At 56.2% G+C, this 18,351-nt stretch carries 17 protein-coding genes; 7 read left to right on the top strand and 10 right to left on the bottom strand.

Annotated features, from left to right (window positions below):
- The first annotated feature begins 225 nt into the window (after positions 1-225).
- Positions 226-945 (top strand): fatty acid metabolism transcriptional regulator FadR, encoded by a 720-nt coding sequence (fadR, locus tag GKN89_RS03165; protein ID WP_025159802.1) that lies wholly within the window; start codon positions 226-228, stop codon positions 943-945.
- A 62-nt stretch (positions 946-1,007) separates the two neighbouring features.
- Here the strand turns inward: fadR and GKN89_RS03160 are convergent, their stop codons facing one another.
- Positions 1,008-2,543, bottom strand: a complete 1,536-nt coding sequence (locus tag GKN89_RS03160; protein WP_019452781.1) for a SpoVR family protein — start codon at positions 2,541-2,543, stop codon at positions 1,008-1,010.
- A 301-nt stretch (positions 2,544-2,844) separates the two neighbouring features.
- On the opposite strand from GKN89_RS03160, the gene zinT reads away from it, so the two are divergent.
- The gene (gene zinT, locus GKN89_RS03155) at positions 2,845-3,495 is read left to right on the top strand and encodes a metal-binding protein ZinT (protein WP_063918472.1); all 651 of its coding nucleotides are present in this window, start codon (positions 2,845-2,847) and stop codon (positions 3,493-3,495) included.
- Positions 3,496-3,541: 46 nt separating this feature from the next.
- Here the strand turns inward: zinT and GKN89_RS03150 are convergent, their stop codons facing one another.
- Entirely contained in the window at positions 3,542-3,859 is a 318-nt protein-coding gene (locus tag GKN89_RS03150; RefSeq protein WP_019452779.1) for an antibiotic biosynthesis monooxygenase, read from the bottom strand.
- A 540-nt stretch (positions 3,860-4,399) separates the two neighbouring features.
- Between GKN89_RS03150 and GKN89_RS03145 the strand changes: the two genes are divergently transcribed.
- Both GKN89_RS03145 and dadX read left to right on the top strand, forming a co-directional pair.
- Positions 4,400-5,704, top strand: coding sequence for a D-amino acid dehydrogenase (locus GKN89_RS03145; protein WP_025159801.1), 1,305 nt, complete (start codon positions 4,400-4,402; stop codon positions 5,702-5,704).
- A 77-nt stretch (positions 5,705-5,781) separates the two neighbouring features.
- Positions 5,782-6,855 (top strand): catabolic alanine racemase DadX, encoded by a 1,074-nt coding sequence (gene dadX / locus GKN89_RS03140; protein WP_154746328.1) that lies wholly within the window; start codon positions 5,782-5,784, stop codon positions 6,853-6,855.
- 7 nt (positions 6,856-6,862) lie between these two features.
- Here the strand turns inward: dadX and GKN89_RS03135 are convergent, their stop codons facing one another.
- From GKN89_RS03135 to GKN89_RS03125, 3 genes are all read right to left on the bottom strand, one after another.
- Positions 6,863-8,056: a multidrug effflux MFS transporter gene (locus tag GKN89_RS03135; RefSeq protein ID WP_154746327.1), complete on the bottom strand. Its 1,194-nt coding sequence runs from the start codon at positions 8,054-8,056 to the stop codon at positions 6,863-6,865.
- Positions 8,057-8,134: 78 nt separating this feature from the next.
- Complete coding sequence (locus tag GKN89_RS03130) at positions 8,135-8,695, bottom strand: 3'-5' exonuclease (RefSeq protein WP_019452775.1); 561 nt, start codon at positions 8,693-8,695, stop codon at positions 8,135-8,137.
- Positions 8,696-9,001: 306 nt separating this feature from the next.
- On the bottom strand, positions 9,002-9,484 hold the full coding sequence (locus GKN89_RS03125; RefSeq protein ID WP_063918468.1) for a hypothetical protein: 483 nt from the start codon (positions 9,482-9,484) through the stop codon (positions 9,002-9,004).
- 225 nt (positions 9,485-9,709) lie between these two features.
- Here GKN89_RS03125 and GKN89_RS03120 point away from each other — a divergent pair, with 225 nt between their 5' ends.
- Complete coding sequence (locus GKN89_RS03120; protein ID WP_063918467.1) at positions 9,710-10,003, top strand: hypothetical protein; 294 nt, start codon at positions 9,710-9,712, stop codon at positions 10,001-10,003.
- Positions 10,004-10,266: 263 nt separating this feature from the next.
- On the opposite strand, the gene GKN89_RS03115 is transcribed toward GKN89_RS03120, so the two are convergent.
- Positions 10,267-10,443, bottom strand: a complete 177-nt coding sequence (locus tag GKN89_RS03115) for a GhoT/OrtT family toxin (RefSeq protein ID WP_025159799.1) — start codon at positions 10,441-10,443, stop codon at positions 10,267-10,269.
- 870 nt (positions 10,444-11,313) lie between these two features.
- On the opposite strand from GKN89_RS03115, the gene GKN89_RS03110 reads away from it, so the two are divergent.
- Entirely contained in the window at positions 11,314-12,003 is a 690-nt protein-coding gene (locus GKN89_RS03110) for an alpha/beta hydrolase (protein ID WP_063918466.1), read from the top strand.
- A 211-nt stretch (positions 12,004-12,214) separates the two neighbouring features.
- Here the strand turns inward: GKN89_RS03110 and GKN89_RS03105 are convergent, their stop codons facing one another.
- The 3 genes from GKN89_RS03105 to yeaG form a co-directional block, all read right to left on the bottom strand.
- Positions 12,215-12,445, bottom strand: a complete 231-nt coding sequence (locus GKN89_RS03105) for a hypothetical protein (protein ID WP_019452768.1) — start codon at positions 12,443-12,445, stop codon at positions 12,215-12,217.
- A 337-nt stretch (positions 12,446-12,782) separates the two neighbouring features.
- Positions 12,783-14,051: a YeaH/YhbH family protein gene (locus tag GKN89_RS03100; RefSeq protein WP_154746326.1), complete on the bottom strand. Its 1,269-nt coding sequence runs from the start codon at positions 14,049-14,051 to the stop codon at positions 12,783-12,785.
- A gap of 131 nt (positions 14,052-14,182) precedes the next feature.
- Complete coding sequence (yeaG, locus tag GKN89_RS03095) at positions 14,183-16,117, bottom strand: protein kinase YeaG (RefSeq protein ID WP_019452766.1); 1,935 nt, start codon at positions 16,115-16,117, stop codon at positions 14,183-14,185.
- 426 nt (positions 16,118-16,543) lie between these two features.
- Here yeaG and GKN89_RS03090 point away from each other — a divergent pair, with 426 nt between their 5' ends.
- Positions 16,544-17,308: a MipA/OmpV family protein gene (locus GKN89_RS03090; protein WP_015378103.1), complete on the top strand. Its 765-nt coding sequence runs from the start codon at positions 16,544-16,546 to the stop codon at positions 17,306-17,308.
- 94 nt (positions 17,309-17,402) lie between these two features.
- Here GKN89_RS03090 and GKN89_RS03085 read toward each other — a convergent pair whose 3' ends face one another.
- Complete coding sequence (locus GKN89_RS03085; RefSeq protein ID WP_019452765.1) at positions 17,403-18,278, bottom strand: D-hexose-6-phosphate mutarotase; 876 nt, start codon at positions 18,276-18,278, stop codon at positions 17,403-17,405.
- Positions 18,279-18,351 lie beyond the last annotated feature (73 nt).

The raw sequence follows: 18,351 nt of genomic DNA, 5'->3' as shown, positions 1-18,351 counted from the left end.
AAATCAGTCGTAGCACGTACCCTAACAACGCGGCGGGGGCGGGCGCAACCGGAGCTTGTTTTACGGCGGTAAATTTCTTGCAACCGGTGTTTTTGCGCGTTTTTTGCCACTTTATGCACACTTTCGTTTATTGTTTTTCGCTCACGCTATGTCATGTCTGTGTGATCTGGTATGATGAGCTGATTACTTTTACTGAATTTATCGTCGCAACGGAACGTCAAACACATGGTCATAAAGGCGCAGAGTCCTGCCGGTTTCGCGGAAGAGTACATTATTGAGAGTATTTGGAATAATCGCTTCCCCCCTGGCTCTATTTTGCCCGCGGAGCGTGAGCTTTCGGAGTTGATTGGCGTCACGCGCACCACATTACGTGAAGTGTTGCAACGTCTTGCCCGCGATGGCTGGTTGACCATTCAGCATGGCAAACCGACCAAAGTGAACAATTTCTGGGAAACGTCCGGCCTCAACATCCTTGAGACCGTAGCCCGTCTCGATCACAAAAGCGTCCCGCAGCTGATCGATAATCTGCTGTCGGTACGCACCAATATCGCGTCGATCTTTATTCGCGCCGCGGTGCGCAATCATCCGGAGCAGGCGCAGGAAGTGCTGGCGAAGGCCGCCGAAGTCGAAGATCAGGCGGATGCGTTCAATGTGCTGGATTATGAAATCTTCCGCGGTCTGGCGTTCGCTTCCGGCAACCCGATCTACGGCCTGATCTTCAACGGGTTGAAAGGGCTGTATACCCGCGTGGGCCGTTACTACTTCTCCAACCCGGAAGCGCGCAAGCTGGCGCTGACCTTCTACAGCAAACTGTCCACGCTGTGCCATGAGAAGATGTACGACCAGGTGATGGATACCGTGCGTAATTACGGTAAAGACAGCGGGGCGATTTGGCAGAGCATGCAGGGCACCATGCCAAGCGATCTGACCGAAGCGCGCCGCTGATCGCGTGCGAGCGAAATAATAAAGGGCGCCTTTCGGCGCCCTTTGTCGTTATGGCACAGCGGTTACTGCGGCGTAGGCCGCGGCGGGCAACGATCGAGCAGCTCTACGCTGCCGTCTTCGTTTTGCTGCTCGAGGATCACGTCGAAGCCCCACAGGCGATGCAGATGTTTCAACACGTCGCGGCGGCTTTTATCCAGCGGCGCGCGTTCCTGCGGAATATAACGCAGGGTCAGCGAGCGGTCGCCGCGCAGGTCCACGTTCCAGATCTGAATGTTCGGTTCGTGGTTGCTCAGATTGTATTGCGCCGACAGCTCCTGGCGGATCGCCCGGTAGCCGGCTTCGTTGTGGATCGCGGCGATTTCCAGATAGTTGTTGCGATCGTCGTCCAGCACGGTGAACAAGCGGAAGTCGCGCATCACTTTGGGCGACAGGAACTGGCTGATGAAGCTTTCGTCCTTAAAGTCGCGCATGGCGAAATGCAACGTGTCCAGCCAGTCTTTGCCGGCGATGTCCGGGAACCAGTAGCGATCTTCTTCGGTCGGTGATTGGCAGATGCGCTTGATGTCCTGGAACATGGCGAAGCCCAGCGCGTAAGGGTTGATACCGTTATAGTACGGGCTGTTGTACGGCGGCTGGTACACCACGTTGGTGTGGCTGTGCAAAAACTCCAGCATAAAGCGTTCGGTCACCCGGCCTTCGTCGTACAGATGATTGAGGATGGTGTAGTGCCAGAAGGTGGCCCAACCCTCGTTCATCACCTGAGTCTGTTTTTGCGGGTAGAAATATTGGCTGACTTTGCGCACGATGCGCAACACCTCACGCTGCCAAGGCTCGAGCAGCGGCGCGTTCTTCTCGATAAAATAGAGGATATTTTCCTGCGGTTCACTCGGATAGCGGCGCGCCTGCTCCGGCGACTCTTCGCGCTCGACGCGCGGCAAGGTCTTCCACAGCGTGTTCACCTGGCTCTGCAGATACTCTTCGCGGCTTTTCTGGCGCGCTTTCTCTTCCACCAATGAAATTTTTTGCGGACGTTTGTACCGGTCGACGCCGTAATTCATTAGCGCGTGGCAGGAATCCAGCAGCCGTTCCACCTCATCGACGCCGTAGCGCTCTTCGCACTGGCTGATGTAGTGGCGAGCAAACAGCAGATAATCGACGATAGAGCTGGCATCAGTCCAGCTGCGGAACAGGTAGTTGTTCTTGAAGAACGAGTTGTGGCCATAGCAGGCGTGCGCCATCACCAGCGCCTGCATGGTGATGGTGTTCTCTTCCATCAGGTAGGCGATGCAGGGATTGGAGTTGATGACGATTTCATACGCCAGCCCTTGCTGGCCTTGCTTGTAGCGCTGCTCGGTTTCGATGAACTTTTTGCCGAAGGACCAGTGGGTATAGTTGATCGGCATGCCGACGCTCGAATAAGCGTCCATCATCTGCTCGGAGGTGATCACCTCGATCTGATGGGGGTAGGTGTCGAGCCGGTAATGCTTGGCGACGCGGTCGATCTGCTCCAAATACACCTGCAGCAGTTCGAACGTCCAGTCCGGTCCATCGCTCAGCCGTTTATCATCCTTAACCTTTTCATGTGTTGAAGTAGTCATCAGCGCACCCTCATTATTCACGGGCCTCGCTCAAACGGCAGGCCCTGTAACAAGCATAGTTCAAGTCATAATTAACCGTTGCAAATCAGTGAAATAAAAATGCCGGTACGCAAGGGAGCGAACGGCGGTCGATCCGGCGCCGCGTCCGTCCCGGCAGAAGCCCCGCGCTTCTTCTCCGAGTATAGCCCTGCGGCATGGGGGCGCAATAGCTTGCTTACAGCGCCAGAATGATTGAAAGCTGTTATGTTATATTGTAACTTTTCGTTTTTCTCAATTCTCAATGACGGACAAGGAGCGCATTTTGGCGAGGCATTTTGGCAAACTGGCGGTGGCGCTGGCGGCGATGTTCATAAGCGGACAGGCGGTCGCCCACGGGCATCATTCACATGGCAAACCGCTGACGGAAGTGGAAAAAAGGGCGGAAGCGGGCGTGTTCGACGACAAGGACGTCAAAGATCGCGACTTGGCCGACTGGGAGGGGGTATGGCAATCCGTCTATCCTTATTTGCTCAATGGGGAGCTTGACCCGGTGTTCAAGAAGAAAGCGACGCAGGATAACAGCAAGAGCTTCGCCGAAGTGAAGGCGTATTACCGCAAAGGGTACGCCACTGATGTGGATACCATCGGCATTGAGAACGGCGTCATGGAGTTTCACCGCGGAGATCAATCCAGCGCCTGTCAGTATAAGTACGCCGGGCATAAGATCCTGACTTATGTCTCCGGTAAAAAGGGCGTGCGCTATCTGTTCGAATGCCAGGATGCCGACAGCCAGGCACCGAAATTCGTGCAGTTCAGCGATCATATTATCGGCCCGCGCAAATCGGCGCATTTCCATATCTTTATGGGCAACACGTCGCAGGAGGCGCTGCTGAAAGAAATGGATAACTGGCCGACCTACTACCCGTTCCAGCTACAGACCAAAGAGGTCGTGGACGAGATGCTGCATCACTGACGCCGGTCTGTCCCACAGTCACAAGCCCGCACGGGTGGGCTTGTGCTCAGTCAAACGGCCTGATTTGCAGATAATCATCCGTAACCTCCAGTTCAAATAACGTTTCATCCGTCAACAACGCTGCGCGCATTCGCTCCCGGGCTTGCCGATAGCGTTCCTCCAATTGAACGGCACCGGCGCTTTCCCATGCGGCGCGGCTTGGCCACTGCGCATAGCCGATAAACTGCCCGCCCGCATCGCGATGCAAACGCGAACCGAGGCTGCCGCGCTGCAGATAGATACCCTGAGTCAACTCAAGCCAGGCCTGGCGAAAGGCTGATTCGTGTCCGGTTTTGACTGAGAATCGGTAGATAGCGATAAACATAACAGGCACTCCAGAATAGCGATAATGTGAACTCTAGGATCTGCTCGACGGCATAACGGTTCATATCATGCTGAGCGATGAAAAGGAGGGATTGGCGCCAGGGTGTGCGGCTGCTCAATTCAATAGCAATAATGGGGCTATTATTGGCTGAAATTTTACGCGACTTTTCTGCTGTGAAGACAATGACCCGAGTTTGTCTGTTGTGTTGGTTTTATGTATTTTGTTGGTGTTTTATTCTGTTTATGTGTTGGCTGGTATTTTTATATTCTGTTAAAACCATGTTGCTTATCACGCCTTTTTTTGGTGCTGTCAGTGACAGCATTGCTAGCGATTCAGCGTCGACCTCACGTTATAATCCCCCATGAACCGCATCTTATCGCTATTTACTGGCGGCTATTGCAAATGCCTGGCCTATCGACGATAAATTAATTGTGAATATTGTCACGTTTGATGATGAAGTTGTTGGACGGATTTTTTCACTGAGTTAATTTCCTGTGAGCAGAAGATTATGCTTTGTGAAGCCTTGAGCTGGAGTCAGCGATGCGAGTGGTAATTTTAGGTAGTGGAGTGGTGGGCGTAGCCAGTGCCTGGTATTTGGCGAAAGCGGGGCATGAGGTGACGGTGATCGATCGTCAGCCCGGCCCGGCATTGGAGACCAGCGCGGCGAACGCCGGGCAGATCTCACCGGGCTATGCTGCCCCCTGGGCGGCGCCGGGCGTGCCGCTGAAAGCCATCAAGTGGATGTTCCAGCGCCATGCGCCGTTGGCGGTCCGCCTCGACGGCAGCAGCTTCCAGCTGAGCTGGATGTGGCAGATGCTGAAAAACTGCAATACCGAACACTACATGACCAACAAAGGCCGCATGGTGCGCCTGGCGGAATATAGCCGCGATTGCATCAAAGCGCTGCGCCAGGAAACCGGCATCCAGTACGAAGGGCGTCAGGGCGGCACGTTGCAGCTGTTCCGTACCCAACAACAGTTTGAAAACGCGGCGAAAGACATCGCGGTATTGGAAGATGCCGGGGTGCCTTACCGGTTGCTGGAGGCCAACCAGCTCGCCAGCGTCGAACCGGCTCTGGCGCAGGTGGCGCACAAGCTGACGGGCGGTTTGCAGTTGCCTAACGACGAAACCGGCGATTGTCAGCTGTTCACGCAGCAATTGGCGAAGATGGCAGAGCAGGCGGGCGTGACCTTCCTGTTCAACCGCAGCGTCGATCGCCTGCTGGTGGAGGGCGACAAGATCGCCGGCGTGCAGTGCGGTGAAGAGGTGTTCAAAGCCGATAGCTACGTGGTGGCGTTCGGGTCGTACTCTACGGCGCTGCTGCGCGGCCTGGTGTCTATCCCGGTTTACCCGTTGAAGGGCTATTCGCTGACCATCCCGATCGCTGATGAAACGGCGGCGCCATTCTCTACGGTACTGGATGAGACGTACAAAATCGCCATTACCCGTTTCGACCAGCGTATTCGCGTCGGCGGTATGGCGGAGATCGTCGGTTTCAATACTCAGCTGGAGCAAAAACGGCGCGAAACGCTGGAGATGGTGGTGCGCGATCTCTATCCGAACGGCGGCAGAGTGGAGGACGCGACGTTCTGGACCGGGCTGCGCCCGATGACGCCGGACGGAACGCCGATCGTCGGCCGCACTTCGCTGAAGAATCTGTACCTCAACACCGGGCATGGCACGTTGGGCTGGACGATGGCCTGCGGTTCCGGGCAGTTGCTGTCCGATCTGATGTCCGGCATTACGCCGGCGATCCCTTCCGATGATCTGGCGGTGGCGCGCTACAGCGCCGGGTTTCGCCAGCAACACGCGGTTCCGCTGAGCGACGTGCATCCCGCACGCTAATCGTCCGATTCGATTATAGACTTTCCTGGCCACGCGCAGGCGCGCGTGGCCGCTGTATGCTGCCCCAAGGAGAAGCGATGCCCCGTCCGATAACCGCCACGATGCATCTCGGCGCGATTGAAAACAACCTGCAGGTGGTGCGCCGTTTTGCCCCCGGCGCCAAAGTCTGGGCGGTGGTTAAAGCCAACGCCTATGGCCACGGCATCAAACACGTTTGGCGCAGCATGGCGCAAACCGACGGTTTCGCCATGCTGGATCTGGCCGAAGCGGTGCTGCTGCGTGAGTCCGGCTGGCAGGGGCCGATTCTGCTGCTGGAGGGCTTTTTCCAGCCGCAGGATCTGGCGCTGCTCGACCGTTATCACCTGACGACGGCGGTGCACAGCGACTGGCAGTTGGCGGCGATCGCCGACGCCAGGCTGAGCGCGCCGCTCGACGTCTATTTGAAAGTGAATAGCGGCATGAACCGGCTGGGATTCGCACCCGAACGGCTGCACGAGGTGTGGCGCAGGGCGCAGGCGGTTGCCAACATCGCCGAGCTGACGCTGATGAGCCATTTCGCCACCGCCGACGGCCCGGAAGGAGTGACCCGGCAGATGGCCACCATCGAGGCGGCCGCCGCCGATATACCGCTGCCGCGCTGCCTGGCCAACTCGGCCGCCACGCTGTGGCATCCTTCGACCCACGGCAGCTGGGTGCGCCCTGGGATCATTCTCTATGGCGCCTCGCCGAGCGGTTGCTGGAGTGATGTGGCGTCGACGGGGTTGCAGCCGGCGATGACGCTGAGCAGTGAAATCATCGGCATTCAGCAATTGAAGTCTGGCGATCGCGTCGGCTATGGCGGCCGTTACAGCGCCGCCGGCGCGCAGCGTATCGGTGTGGTGGCCTGCGGTTATGCCGACGGCTATCCGCGTCATGCGCCGACCGGTACGCCGGTATGGGTGGATGGCGTACTGACGCGCACCCTGGGAACGGTATCGATGGATATGCTGGCGGTAGATTTAACGCCCTGTCCACAAGCCGAATTGGGCGCCGAAGTCGAGCTGTGGGGGAAACGCCTGCCGGTGGACGAAGTAGCCACGGCGGCAGGGACGTTAGGTTATGAGCTGTTGTCGGCGTTAGCGGCGCGGGTGCCGGTCGTCACCGAAGCCTGAGCCGGGCTCAGGCGACTTTTCTGATCTGTCCTTTAATCTGCTTGCTGAGACGCCGCGCGTGCAGCGCCAGCAGGCAGCCTACCAGCATGACCAACGCCAGCGACAGTTTCGGTTGCAGCGGCAACGCCATCGCCACCAGACCCAGCGCGGCGCCGCCCGCCATCTGCACGAAGCCGACCAGCGCAGACGCGACGCCGGCCTCATTGGAGTAGGGTTCCAGCGCATAGCTGGTGGCCGGGCCCATCACGAACGCCAATCCGGCACAGGCGCTGGCGACCGGCAGCATATATGCCAGCCAATGCGCTTGCGCCGCCGCAGGCAGCAGCATGACGCCCAGCAGCAGCCCTAGACAGCCCAATCCCATCAGCATGCCGCCGATCGCCAGGCAAACCGGACGGCCGACTTTGTGGATGATGCGGTTGGCGAAGAAGCTGACCAACATGATCCAGAAGCCGTTGGCGCCGAACACCAGCGAGAATTGCAGCGGGGTCAGGCCGGCGGTGCCCATCAGCACGTTGGGGGCCAGGGAAACGTAGGTCAACGCCATGCCCATCGCCCCGGAATTCACCACGGCAAAGGAGAAGAAACGCCGTTCGCTGAGGATGCGTGCGTATTGGCGCACCGGCAGCCCTTTGACCGGCACGGTATCGACGGGGCGGGTTTCAGGCAGATACAGCGCGATGATCGCTAATACCAGCAGCGCGTAGCCGACCAGGAACCAGAAAGGCGCGCGCCAGCCGAAGGCCTCGGCGAGCAGACCGCCGAGCAGCGGCGCCAGCGCCGGGATGATGTTCAGCGTGCCGTTGAGGAAGCCGAACGCGCGAGCGGCATCGTCACCATTCAGGCGATCGCGTACGCCGCTGAAGGCGACGACGGCGGTGCAACAGACCGCTACCCCTTGCAGCAGACGCGAGGCGATGAAAACGGTCGAGTTGCTGGCCAGCGCCGCCATCGCCGCACCGAGCATGTAGAGAATAATGCCGGCCAGCGCCACCGGTTTGCGGCCGTAGTTATCCACCAACGGACCGGCGATGACCTGGCCGAGGCCGAGCACCAAAATAAACAGTGAAATGGTGGATTGTATCAGCGCTTCACTGCTGCCCAGGCCGACGGCGATGGCGGGAATGGTCGGCAGATAAAGGTCGATGCCTAATGGGCCAAGCAGCACCAGGCTGAGAAGCAGAAACAGAAACTTTTGCATAACAAGAAAGGCATGTCCGAGTGACAAAGAGGGCTAGAGTAGAGATTCTGGCGGCAAATGAAAAGGGGCAAAGCGCGGTCAACGCTGCGCTGCCGGGCGGTAATAGAGCGCCGAGACGGTGTCGGCCACGTAGCGGGCCTGATGGCGGGCGTCGTCCAGCGCGCGATGCGGCATGCCTTCGAATGGGCGGGTCTTTTTCGGGTTAAAGCCGTGCAGTTCCGCCAGCGTGATCACCGTGCGCACGTCCTGTGTATCCCAGAATTTCCACGGGCAGGGCATTTCCAACTGCTGGAAGGCGTGTTCGAGGATCGCGCAATCGAACTCTTTGCCGTTGCCCCAGACTTTCACCGTGTCGGTGCTGTTCATATGGATAAAGCGGCTGAGGCTGCTCAGCACGCGTTTCAGGCTCTCGGTGCCGCCGAAGGCCTGCTTGCGCGCTTCATCGGACTGTTTCGCCCACCAGGCGACCGTATCCAGGCTGATGGTTCTGCCCGGTTGGTCTTTCTGACTGCTGACGGCGATTTCGAATTCGGCGCCCAGTTCCCCGGTGCGGGGATCGAAAAACACTGCCGCAACCACCAAAATGACGGCGCTGGGTTTTATATCCAGGGTTTCAATGTCTAACATCAGATGGTGCATCGGCGTTTCCGGTGGTGGGTGAGGTTGCCTAATCTTACTACAGAACGTGCGTTGATGCGGCTGGTGCGCACATGAAATCCTTTTAAAGCGCCGCGTTCAGGTTATGATGCTCGGGATACTCTTGTCTGGTTGGTCGCTATCGGTGAGAACGCTTATCTTTATTTTGTGCATGGTCGGCTACTTGCTGTTGCTGGGCTACCTTAGCGTGTTCGTCACAGACAAGATCTGTGAGAAGGCGGGTAACTACACCAAAATATGCCGCATCGTAGACATATCCGAGCCTCATATCCCCAAATAACGCCCTGTTTACCCCAGATAGTCGGTGGTAATCAGCGGGGTCAGAATCGCCGCCAGCGCCGTGAGCGCAGCCCACTGACGCCAGCCCAACCGCGCCAGCCAGTCATGCCGCTGCGGGGGCGTGGCCAGTTGCCCGACGGCCACGGAGCCGGTCAGCAACAGCGTCAGAATCAGCAGTACCAGGCTGCGGCTCAGCAGCGTAAACTCGACATGCAGCACATTGGCGTAATACAGACGCATCAGAATAAAATAGCTCAGCAAGATCCAGGCGAAAATGACGTTTTTCTTGAGCACCTGCTGCAGCATCAGCGCGAGGAACAGGCTGTGAAACAGCGACAGCAGCGGGGCTTCGAACGGATGCCGAACGCAGACGTTGTAAACCGCCATGTAGATGTTAAAAACCAGCAGGATATAGACTACGTAAATATACCAGCCGTAGATCACTTTAAGTTTTTTTGAGTTCGGCGGCAGGGAGAGTGCGTCCGGTTTCATTAAGGCCTCCTGATGACGCCACGCAAATGTTGCGAATGAGGGCGGTGCGCCGGCATCGTAATTTAAAATCCACAGGGTATATATCACCCGGGCGCTAAATGACGATTAAACACAGGATCGGCTTTATTTCCGCGTTGGCCGGGAACTCTTTTTCGCGCTCGGGGTCGATTGACGTGCGAATGTTCGGCGGTTTTTACATCACAGCGAAAGACGTAATACATTGATATGAAAGATTATAAAAACACTTCGGGTACAAAGATCCTGCTGCTGTTCAGCCTGGCGTTTTACACCCTGTTGCCACCGTTGTTGACGGCGGCCGTATTCAACCGTTTCAATCTTAATCCGTTCGCGATCGTCAAATTTTTTCACTTTAACCCGTTTTTGGCCGATCGGGGCATACCCGGTTACCAGACCTTCTGCTACTTGCTGATGCTGTGGTTGGGGGTGAATATTTTGCTGTGGTTGCTGGTATGGGGGGCGGTGCGGATGTATCGGCGCTGGCGAACGCCGCGCGGCTGATATTTTACCAAACGGAAAAAGTTGCGCAGGGAAATGACTTTACATTTAATAATGAGACGTATTATCATCCGTTTCGCCGGTGAGGGGAAAAGGGTTGTCTCCTTCTGTGCCCCCCAAGCCGGCACGACATTGCTCACATTGCTTCCAATTTTTTCATGCCAGCCTTCGTGCTGGCGTTTTTTTATTCCACGCCAGCAGCCGCAACCGCGGCGATCAATCTATTTTCATGAGCAGGCTGTTTAAAGCGAAAGCGCAGCGAGGCGTTAGAACAGCGAAAACAGCAACACGACCGGCAGACTCAACGGCCAGGTCAACCCGATGGTCAATGCGCTGATGCATCGAATCTTGACGGTGTCCCTGCTAACCAGATAGGTGAAAACCATAGAAACTAACAGACCAATAAAATAACAGTATTGCGTTGCAACCCACAGCGACGACATGAAACCCGATCCCAGTTGTATTTTTACGCGCGAATTCTAGGAGCTTGGCGGACGATAATCAATGACCCACGGCCGTTAATTCAAACCTTTATCCATAAGAATACATAATTTATTTCTATAAAGAACGTAGGGTTATTAACAGCTTTCTGTTTATTTCGAAAAGAAATCAACAATATAGTTACCGGTAACATTGATGGGTGAACAAGCCCGCACCAGAGTGAGACACGGTTAGGCAAGAAAAGGGGCGGTGAGTCACAGAGGAACGCGGTGAAACTGTAATTGATAAAAATTTATGATGTATTTGCGAAGGGCTTGGGTGAGAGGAAGCCGGGTTCGGTGGGCGCGTGTTCTTGCAGGTGCAGGGGGGCGTGTTGTTGGATGAAAGCATGACGCGATTCGGCGGTTTTGAGCGCACCGTGCGGATGCGCTGCCTGCCAGTCAGGAAGGGGCGTGGGTAGCCGCCGTAGGTTTAATGAATGTTAAGACCGTAGACGAACAGCCACGAAAACAGCAGCGCCAGCAGGCACGTCATCAATACGATGGAGATCATTTCCTTCACAACTTCATTCCTTTTCCCGGTGATTCAAATTTACTTCTCTTTGTTTTTGCGCGAGATTTTAGATCGTCATGGGTAAAAATCCTAGTTTTAATCCCATCTTTCGCTCGGCCATTGCGGCCTGCGCCGCTGCGGCCGTTCACGGCGATGCCGGAAAATCGGGCGTGTTAACCCGTCGTAGCTATTGTCGAACGTCGCGAGGCTGACTATATAAAATGGGGAGTGCACGCAGCGTCGCTGGCAGTACGGCGCCTGCGTAAAGGGCGCCTGCCTATCGGTGTACCGCGCTTCCCTATGAGATAAAGGAGTCGGCAATGAGCTTAAAACCAACTATCGTGCTGGTACATGGATTCTGGGGCGGTGCGGCGCACTGGAGTAAAGTCATTATCGCGTTGTCGCGCAGGGGATATTCGGCGATCCATGCGGTGGAAATGCCGCTAACGTCACTGGCCGAAGATGCGGAGCGCACGCGCAAGATGGTCGCGCAACAAGCGGGGCCGGTCTTGTTGGTCGGGCACTCTTACGGTGGGGCGGTGATCACGGAAATGGGCAACCAGCCCAACGTGATTGGGCTGGTCTATATCGCCGCGTTTGCGCCGGATGCCGGTGAAAGTCCCGGCGGCATTACGCAAGAACATCCTCCGGCGGCAGTCGCGAATTTGGCGCCGGACAGCGACGGTTACCTGTGGATCAAGGCCGACAAGTTCCATGAAAGCTTTTGCCAGGATCTGACTGCTGACGAGGCGCTGGTGATGGCGGTGGCGCAGAAGGCTCCGCTGGCCGGCACCTTTGGCAACGCTATCGGCGACCCCGCCTGGAAACATAAACCGTCATGGTATCAACTCTCCAGCGACGATCGCATGATAGCGCCGGAGAATCAGCGGCGAATGGCGCAGCGGTTGCAGGCCAGGAAAGTGTTGACCTTGAATGCCAGTCACGCCTCGCTGGCCTCCCACGCCGATGAGGTGGCGAGGTTGATTGACGAAGCGGCCGGTTCGAAATAACGCCAGGGCGGGAATGTTATCCGGGCTGTAAAGCGGTTCTGGTGGCAAATTGTTTCTGCGCATCCTGTTTGCGCCGGGTGAAAAACCGGCGCAAGCAGGTTGGCCGTCAGGGATAAACAGGGATATCGCTATCGTAGCTAATTATTAACAGCGCAATCAACACCACGACGGTGGCAATAATGGCGTAGATTTCCGCCTTGCGCATATCGCCCTAGCGTCCGTTAACGCCGATCATTTCGATGGCTGCGCGGTGCAACCGCTGGAAATAATCATCGGGTTGCTTTTCCGCCTCCTGAACAAGACAGCTGAGCAGGTTCTGTTTGGTTATCGGTTTGTTGGCGATCAGCGCCAGCAACACGCTTTTGCCGAGCAGGCAGCATATTTGCTTATGGTATTCGTCAACATCGTGCTGGTTGAGGCCATAGAGGGTGTAATCGATCATGATGTCTAACCTGCTGACCGGTAAAAGCCCGCCACGGCGGACAGAGAAGCCATAGAAAAATAAAGTAAGGCAAATTTCGCTTAGGAAAGGGCTTAAGCGATAAGATAACGATAACTGAATGGGAATATTCCCATCAAGCCGTGCGGACGCGGCGGCGAATGTTTAGGAATAACCTCAGAAGAAAGAATAATAGGCAGCGCCATTCGGGATAACGCGGCTTATTATTTCTCGGATGGCGGTCAAAAATTATACGCTCAGGCTCGGCGATATATCATGGCGAAAAAGAAACAGCCGGAAAACGTGGTTCTCCGGCTGTGGTGGCGTTATTGCAGATTATTCAAACGGTCTGTTTGCGAAACAGTTCGCGGAATACCGGATAGATATCGTCCGGTTCACGGATATGCTGCATGGCGAAGTTGTCGAATTTCGCCTGTAGATCCTCGTATTCGCGCCACAGCGTTTGGTGGGCGCGACGGGTGATTTCGATGTAGCTGTAGTAACGCACCATCGGCAGGAGCTTCTTCGCCAACAGCTCATGGCACAGCGGTGAATCGTCTGCCCAGTTGTCCCCGTCAGACGCCTGCGCGGCGTAGATATTCCACTGCGCCGGGTCGTAACGCTCTTCGACCACTTCACTCATCAGCTTCAGCGCGCTGGAGACAATGGTGCCGCCGGTTTCCTGCGAATAAAAGAACTCCTGCTCGTCCACTTCTTTCGCCTGAGTGTGATGGCGGATATACACCACGTCGACGTTTTTGTAGGTTCGGCTCAGGAACAGATAAAGCAGAATGTAAAAACGTTTCGCCATGTCTTTGGTGGCCTGATCCATCGAGCCGGACACGTCCATCAGGCAGAACATCACCGCCTGGCTGGAGGGCTCCGGCCGGCGCTCGTAGTTTTTGTAACGCAGGTCGAAGGTGTCGATAAACGGCACGCTTTCGATTTTCTTGCGCAGCTCGGCAATCTCTTTACGCAGCCGCTCCTCTTCCAGCAGTTGCACCGGCTCGGTGTTTTCCAGCTGGGTCAGCGCGTCTTCCAGCTCGTGCAACGCGCGTCTTTTGCCGGCGGTCATGGCGGTACGCCGCGCCAGCGAATTTTGCAGTGAACGTACGACGCTGATGTTGGCCGGCACACCGTTAGCGGTATAACCGGCGCGATGGGTTTTGAACTCGGTCAGCTGTTTGTACTGGTTCTTTTTCAGGTTGGGCAGGGCGAGATCTTCGAACAAGAGATCGAGATACTCATCTTTGGAGATCTGAAAAACGAATTCATCCTGGCCTTCACCGTCCTGGCTGGCGTTACCCTGGCCGCCGCCACCGCCCGATCCGCCCTGAGGCCGCTCGACGCGATCGTTCTGCACAAAGTGGTCGTTGCCCGGGTGAACCCGATGGCGCGTGCCACCGCGCCCCTGATGAAACATCGGTTCGTTGATATCGTCAGTGGGGATGGATACCGACTCCCCGCTGTCCACGTCGGTGACCGAACGCTTGTTGATGGCTTCGGCAATCGACTGTTTGATTTGCGACTTGTAACGGCGCAAGAAGCGCTGGCGATTCACCATGCTCTTGTTTTTGCCGTTCAGCCGTCGGTCAATGAAATAGGCCATACTTCCCCCAAACGACGTTGCCAACTCTTCATGTCCCAACCGCGACAGCGCAATGTGCAGCCCCTCCGTGGGCTGCGCTGCTACGGCCATGACTGCGGACATGGCCCTGATAATGCCGCTTACCTGAGGCGTTATGAGGATTTTCTGACCCGCAGATACCATTCACACAGCAGGCGCACCTGCTTGCGGGTATAACCTTTCTCCATCATGCGATCGACGAAGTCGTCGTGTTTTTTCTGCTCGTCCGTCGAGGTTTTGGCGTTGAACGAGATCACCGGTAACAGCTCTTCGGTATTGGAGAACATTTTCTTCTCGATCACGGTGCGCAGCTTCTCGTAGCTGGTCCAGTTCGGATTGCGGCCGTTGTTGTTGGCGCGGGCGCGCAGCACGAAGTTCACGATTTCGTTGCGGAAATCTTTCGGGTTGCTGATGCCGGCCGGTTTTTCAATTTTTTCCAGTTCGGCGTTCAGGGACTCGCGGTCGAACAGTTGACCGGTGTCGGGATCGCGATACTCCTGATCCTGGATCCAGAAGTCTGCGTAGGTCACGTAGCGGTCAAAAATGTTTTGGCCATATTCCGAGTAGGATTCCAGATAGGCGGTCTGGATCTCTTTGCCGATAAACTCGGCGTATTTCGGGATCAGATAGCCTTTCAGGTGTTCCAGGTATTTCTCCGCCAAATCTTGCGGGAACTGCTCGCGTTCTATCTGCTGCTCCAGCACATAGAACAGGTGAACCGGGTTAGCCGCCACCTCGGCGTGATCGAAGTTGAACACCCGCGAGAGGATTTTAAAGGCAAAACGGGTGGAGAGGCCGTTCATGCCTTCGTCAACCCCCGCATAGTCGCGGTACTCTTGATAGGACTTGGCTTTCGGATCGGTGTCTTTGAGGCTTTCGCCGTCGTACACGCGCATTTTCGAGTAAATGCTCGAGTTTTCAGGCTCTTTCAGCCGCGACAGCACGCTAAAGCGCGCCAGCGTTTCCAGGGTGCCCGGCGCGCACGGCGCGTGGGTCAACTCGCTGTGATCCAGCAGCTTATCGTAGATCTTGATCTCTTCCGACACGCGCAGGCAGTAAGGCACCTTGACGATATAGACGCGGTCGAGGAACGCTTCGTTGTTCTTGTTGTTGCGGAAGGTCACCCACTCGGATTCGTTGGAGTGCGCCAGAATAATGCCGTTGAACGGCAGGGCGGAGATGCCTTCGGTACCGTTGTAGTTGCCTTCCTGGGTTGCGGTCAGCAGCGGATGCAGCACCTTGATAGGCGCCTTGAACATCTCGACGAATTCCATAATCCCCTGGTTGGCGCGGCACAGGGCGCCGGAGTAACCGTAGGCGTCCGGATCGTTCTGCGCGTGGTTCTCCAGTTTGCGGATATCCACTTTACCGACCAGCGCCGAGATGTCCTGGTTGTTTTCATCGCCCGGCTCAGTTTTGGCGATGGCGATCTGTTCCAGAATGGAAGGGCGCACTTTCACCACTTTAAACTTGGTGATGTCGCCGCCGAACTCATGCAGACGTTTCGCCGCCCACGGCGACATGATGGTGCCGAGGTAGCGACTGGGGATATTGAACTCTTTTTCCAGGATCGTGGCGTCTTCCTGCGGATTGAACAGGCACAGCGGATGATCGTTGACCGGGCTGCGTTCGCCATTGGCGCTAAGGGTATAGATAGGCACGCGCTGCATCAACGCCTTCAGACGTTCCGCCAGCGAGGATTTACCGCCGCCCACCGGGCCCAGCAGATAAAGGATCTGTTTCTTCTCTTCCAGGCCCTGCGCGGCGTGTTTCAGGTAAGAGACGATCTGTTCGATGGCCTCTTCCATGCCGTAGAACTCTTCGAAGGCCGGATAGCGTGCGATCACGCGGTTGGAGAACAGGCGCGACAGGCGTGATTCTAGCGCAGTGTCGACCATCACAGGTTCACCGATAGCCATCAGCAGACGTTCGGCCGCGTTGGCATAGGCACTGCGATCTTGCCGGCAAATGGTAAGAAATTCCTGCAGTGTGAACTCTTCGTCCTTGGCAGCTTCATAGCGCTGGCGATAGTGGTCAAATATGTTCATGATGCCCGTCCTTTCGTTATTAGCACAGGTTAAAGAGAGCGTGTGATAGTGTTCTGGCTCCCGAAAGATGAGAATACGCCTAAGTACAGCAACCCGTATGCCAACTTGGTGCGCTTATTATCGCGAGTTGCGCTGTATGCCACTGGGCTCAGGATAAATTCACCTTCTGATTTAAGCTTAGTTTGCTTGCCGGAAAATTTCCTGCCGTAGAAAAAGCTTTTTTTAAGTCATATCAATGACTCAGTTATTACTCTGGGAGCCAAATGCCTTGTCTGGCGCGGCCTGCGGCTTGAATCGTCATCGTTCCGCCATGATTAATTCATAATTCCGCTATAAGTTATTCGATCTTGGTCGTTTTCTATTGTAAAGATTAGGCGCGTAACTAAATTTTCACATAAACTGTTGCGGCTATTAACCCTGTAATTTATGGAAAAAGAACCAGTGAAGATTTCAAAACTCAAAACGCTAGCAATTATCGCTTCCGCAATGGTTTGTGCGCAAAGTGCTCAGGCGGGAACCTGGTCACTCGGCGCTGCCGCGCTGGTTAGCCCGGACGCGTATCGTGGTTATCAGGACCGCGTTTATCCGGTGCCCGTCATCGACTATGAAGGTGACGACTTCTACTTCCGTACGCTGACCGCCGGTTACTACCTGTGGAAAGATCAGGAAAACCAGCTGAGCATCATGGGCTACTACACGCCATGGGGCTACCGTCCGGGCGACAGCGACGACGATCGCATGAAGCGTCTCGACAAGCGCCGCGGCACGCTGATGGCTGGCCTGGCCTATTCGCACAACGCCGAGTGGGGTACCCTCCGCACCACCTTTACCGGCGACACGCTGAACAACAGCAACGGGCTGGTGGGCGATGTGGCCTATCTGTACAAGTTTGATCTGGACGCGCTGACGCTGGTACCGGGCGTAGGCGTGATGTGGAACAGCAAGAACCAGAACAAATATTACTACGGCGTCAGCGCCAATGAATCCCGTCGCAGCGGCCTTGACAGCTACACCCCGGGCGATAGCTGGGCGCCGTACCTCGAGCTGAGCGCCAATTACCAGATCAACAAGAGCTGGAACGCCTTCTTCGTCGGTCGCTATGTGAAGTTGTCGGATGAAGTGAAAGACAGCCCGATGGTGGATAAATCCTACACCGGTTTGTTGATGACGGGTGTGAGCTACACCTTCTAATCATGCATTGCACGATTATTGTGCATCGCGTGCATCAAAAAGGGGCGCTGGCGCCCCTTTTGCACATCTGTAGTGCGCCGCCGCGCTCGGTGTATTAGGCCTTCTTGCGGCTGCGGAAGGTGACGCCCAATCGAGCAGGTTGTTCGCCGGCGGCGATCAGCGGTTTGCTCACGCGCCCGGTCTCTACGCAAACCATGGTCTTGTAACCGTCGTTCGGCATGTCCCCCATGCTGCAAGAGAGCTCTACGCCGGGGTTCCAGGCGATAACGTCGCTCATATGGTGGTGGTGAACCTCGATGGTGCGAGCGAGCGCCGGATCGCGGATCAGGCTGAAGGCCTCGGGGCGGGTATAGACGCGGTCGGTTTGGCCGACGAAGGTCACTTCACCGGTCTGGCGCGCTTCGGCGCCGCCCGCCACCTTATCGATATACGGCTCGCCCAGGCCCGCTACGCTGACTCGATCGATGTCGCCGACCTGGAAGTAGCTGTGCAGCGCCGCAGTGGCTTGATAATCGCCGTGCGATTCCAGTTCGATCTCGCACTCTGCACCCAGCTTGAAGCGGGCGATCAGCGTGAAGGCGTGCGGCCACAGTTTGCGGGTCTGTTCGTTGTCTTTCAACGTAAAGGTCAGGATGACGCCGTTGTCATCTTCATCGTGCGCCGTCAGGCTCCAGGGCTGGTTGCGGGCAAAACCGTGCGAAGGTTGCCCGGCTGGGCCGAACCACGGCCAGCAGATCGGCACGCCGCCGCGGATGGCCTTGCCTTTAGCGAAAGGGGTATTGCTGCTGAGCCAAATCACCGGCTGCTCGCCGCTGGGCTGCCAGGCCAGCAAATGGGCGCCCTGCAGCGCGACGGCTGCGCGCACTTTCGGATGCGACACCACAACCACACCCAGCTCGTCGAGTTGACGTTGGCTGATGTAAGGAGAAATCTGTTCGGAAACGGGCAGGGTGAAAATTTTCTCGTTCATTTCATTACCTTATTGTTTGCCGGAGAGACAAATAAAAAAGGGCGACAAAAATGTCGCCCTTATTATCAGCTTA

The organism is Serratia sp. YC16, from assembly GCF_009707615.1.
Classification (GTDB): Bacteria; Pseudomonadota; Gammaproteobacteria; order Enterobacterales; family Enterobacteriaceae; genus Serratia; species Serratia surfactantfaciens.
The sequence above is the reverse complement of the archived record's forward strand: the minus strand, read 5'-3'. Positions and strand labels throughout refer to the sequence as shown.

Bases quoted from the DNA above. Each gene is read 5' to 3' on its own strand.
- fadR (WP_025159802.1), top strand. From the start codon at position 226: ATGGTCATAAAGGCGCAGAGTCCTGCCGGTTTCGCGGAAGAGTACATT.
- GKN89_RS03160 (WP_019452781.1), bottom strand. From the start codon at position 2,543: ATGACTACTTCAACACATGAAAAGGTTAAGGATGATAAACGGCTGAGC.
- GKN89_RS03150 (WP_019452779.1), bottom strand. From the start codon at position 3,859: ATGTTTATCGCTATCTACCGATTCTCAGTCAAAACCGGACACGAATCA.
- GKN89_RS03145 (WP_025159801.1), top strand. From the start codon at position 4,400: ATGCGAGTGGTAATTTTAGGTAGTGGAGTGGTGGGCGTAGCCAGTGCC.
- dadX (WP_154746328.1), top strand. From the start codon at position 5,782: ATGCCCCGTCCGATAACCGCCACGATGCATCTCGGCGCGATTGAAAAC.
- GKN89_RS03135 (WP_154746327.1), bottom strand. From the start codon at position 8,056: ATGCAAAAGTTTCTGTTTCTGCTTCTCAGCCTGGTGCTGCTTGGCCCA.
- GKN89_RS03130 (WP_019452775.1), bottom strand. From the start codon at position 8,695: ATGCACCATCTGATGTTAGACATTGAAACCCTGGATATAAAACCCAGC.
- GKN89_RS03125 (WP_063918468.1), bottom strand. From the start codon at position 9,484: ATGAAACCGGACGCACTCTCCCTGCCGCCGAACTCAAAAAAACTTAAA.
- GKN89_RS03120 (WP_063918467.1), top strand. From the start codon at position 9,710: ATGAAAGATTATAAAAACACTTCGGGTACAAAGATCCTGCTGCTGTTC.
- GKN89_RS03115 (WP_025159799.1), bottom strand. From the start codon at position 10,443: ATGTCGTCGCTGTGGGTTGCAACGCAATACTGTTATTTTATTGGTCTG.
- GKN89_RS03110 (WP_063918466.1), top strand. From the start codon at position 11,314: ATGAGCTTAAAACCAACTATCGTGCTGGTACATGGATTCTGGGGCGGT.
- GKN89_RS03105 (WP_019452768.1), bottom strand. From the start codon at position 12,445: ATGATCGATTACACCCTCTATGGCCTCAACCAGCACGATGTTGACGAA.
- GKN89_RS03100 (WP_154746326.1), bottom strand. From the start codon at position 14,051: ATGGCCTATTTCATTGACCGACGGCTGAACGGCAAAAACAAGAGCATG.
- yeaG (WP_019452766.1), bottom strand. From the start codon at position 16,117: ATGAACATATTTGACCACTATCGCCAGCGCTATGAAGCTGCCAAGGAC.
- GKN89_RS03090 (WP_015378103.1), top strand. From the start codon at position 16,544: ATGGAAAAAGAACCAGTGAAGATTTCAAAACTCAAAACGCTAGCAATT.
- GKN89_RS03085 (WP_019452765.1), bottom strand. From the start codon at position 18,278: ATGAACGAGAAAATTTTCACCCTGCCCGTTTCCGAACAGATTTCTCCT.